Source organism: Actinocorallia aurantiaca (assembly GCF_039533685.1).
In the GTDB taxonomy this organism is placed as follows: domain Bacteria; phylum Actinomycetota; class Actinomycetes; order Streptosporangiales; family Streptosporangiaceae; genus Actinocorallia; species Actinocorallia aurantiaca.
The window spans coordinates 1-2,213 of sequence record NZ_BAAATZ010000055.1 but is presented as its reverse complement, the minus strand read 5'-3'; the positions used below and the strand labels follow the sequence as shown (position 1 = coordinate 2,213).

Below are 2,213 nucleotides of genomic sequence, written 5' to 3'. Positions count from 1 at the left end.
TGGCCAAGGTAGGATCAGATCCATCCTTCTGTAGGGAACGAATTGCGCAATATGTCCAGCGCTTTGATGTAATGCTTAACCGTGCACTTAGGCAGAGAAACGCAGTTATCCATGGGGTTCCTACCGTTCCTGACGTGATCGCAAGTATTAAGCCCTTCATTTCGGTACTGGCGGGAACCGTGGTCAACATATTGATAAAAAGTGCCTCCACTGGAGATGATGTAGTAGATCTTTTGGAAGAGGTCCGCGCTAGGAATAGGAAGATAGTATGGATGGTCGGCGAGGGGAAAACACTCACTAAAGCTATATACGGATAGTGGATATCCGTTATTTCGCTCATTGCCCTCTTGGGTGATCGCTCATGTTCAATCTGGTTTATATGCAGCAATCTCAAACCTGGTAAGCCGATCTGGGTCAGCAAGAGCGATGTTGCCGGACGTTGGGAACTCGCCAAGCAAGCTCACTAGGGTGTCCGACCACTGGGGATCTTGGGCGCTGTGCTTCAGAGCGAAGAGGCCGTAGGTGGAGCAAAGTCGGCTGATCGAGCTCGAAGCGGGGGTCTCGCGACCCCCAGCCCCCCGCGGGCCGGGGTACTCGCCCGCGCGAATCCCTCTGTCACACCTTCTCGCCGTTCGCGCGGACGAGTACCCCGGAACGACGTTTGGGGCGCTCTCAGCCAAGGGATGGGCGTTAGCGGCCTTCCTCATTTTGGGCCGCTTCGATCTCCGCGGTCCTGAGCCGGGCCTTGATCGTTTCTAGGGCTGTTGATCTAGCGTGGGCGATTGGCGGGCGATTAGCCGACCGGAGCCAGGGCGCCCGCCGCGCCGTCGTCGTCTTCGTCCTTGCGGTGGGAGTTGACCAAGGCGTCGATGCCGAGGGCGATCGCCCGGTCCGCTCGGGTGGTGGCGTGCTGGTAGATCAGCGCGGCCCGTTCGTTGTCGTGGCCCATGCGGCGCATCAGATCCTTAGTGGTGGCTCCGGTCGCGGCGGCGAAGGTGTTCCCGGTGTGCCTCAGGTCGTGGAAGCGCAGGCCAGGGAAGCCGAGGACGGTCACGGCGTGCGTCCAGCGGGTGGGCTTGTTGAACACTTCTGGGCATGCGGACTGTTCGGGCCGGTCCCGTTCCGAACAGTCCGGCTTCAGGAAAGGCTGTTGAACTGACATGAAAGTGCTCGGATTCGACATAGGCATGAGATGCGATTTCTCCTGGTATGGAGGAAGGCCGAGCCGGGATGATGGGGGTGGCGGGCCAGGATCAGGGAGGCGTAAGTGCGAGCGGGGCTGGAGATCGCGGGGCGTTACCGAGTGGGGGAGGCGTTGGGGCGAGGTGGGTTCGGTGAGGTGTGGACGGCTGAGGATCTGTTGCGGGATCGACAGGTGGCGATCAAGTTCCTGTACCGGCATGTGGCGGACTCTGAACCGTTGTGGCTGAGCAAGTTCCGGCAGGAGGCTCGGATAGCGGTCCAACTGAACCACCCGGGGGTCACGTTGGTTGAGGATTTCGGGGAATACGACGGGCAGTGGTATCTCGTGATGGAGTTCCTTGAGGGCAAGGATCTCGGCCGTGAGCTCGTTGAGCATCCACAAGGACTGGAGCCCGACCGGGCGGTGAAGCTGATCACGCAGGTGGTGCAGGCTCTGAGTGCCGCCCATGAGCACGGGATCGTGCACCGGGATCTCAAACCGGGCAACCTCATGCTCTTGGCGGGCGATGAGCTCAAGATCTGCGACTTCGGGATCGCCCACATCGCCGAGGCGTCTGCCAGCCACAGCATCAACGGGCGTCAGATCGGGACACCCGCCTACATGGCACCCGAACAATGGCTGGGGCAGCCGGTCGACCACCGCACTGACCTCTACGCAGTGGGAAGCATTCTGCATGCCCTTCTCACAGGCGCCCCGCCCTTCCCCGGTCCAACCGTCACCGCTTTTATGGGCCAGCACCTCACTCTCCCCCCACCGCTTATCACGCGCCCCGACATTCCCCGCCACCTTGGCGAACTTGTCCGTGTGTTGCTCCAGAAAGACCCCAACCAGCGCCCTGAGCACGCCTTTGTACTCGCCTCTCTGGCCAGACCGCCCAAGAACAGCGAACTCCTAACCGCCGCAGATGACCGAGCAAGAGTCGGTGACATCGAATCAGCGTGCTTCCTTTACCGGCAGGTCATCGACTCCGGACACGCAGACGCCGCACCGCGGGCCATGGCCTTCCTGG

At 61.0% G+C, this 2,213-nt stretch carries 3 protein-coding genes; 2 read left to right on the top strand and 1 reads right to left on the bottom strand.

What is annotated here, in order from left to right; genetic code table 11:
- On the top strand, positions 1-317 hold a 317-nt coding region (locus ABD327_RS37270; RefSeq protein ID WP_344458500.1), incomplete at its 5' end, for a hypothetical protein.
- Positions 318-793: 476 nt separating this feature from the next.
- Here ABD327_RS37270 and ABD327_RS37265 read toward each other — a convergent pair.
- Positions 794-1,087: a site-specific integrase gene (locus ABD327_RS37265; RefSeq protein ID WP_344458498.1), complete on the bottom strand. Its 294-nt coding sequence runs from the start codon at positions 1,085-1,087 to the stop codon at positions 794-796.
- Between the two features lie 180 nt (positions 1,088-1,267).
- Between ABD327_RS37265 and ABD327_RS37260 the strand changes: the two genes are divergently transcribed.
- The coding region (locus ABD327_RS37260) for a serine/threonine-protein kinase (protein WP_344458496.1) at positions 1,268-2,213 on the top strand (946 nt) is incomplete at its 3' end.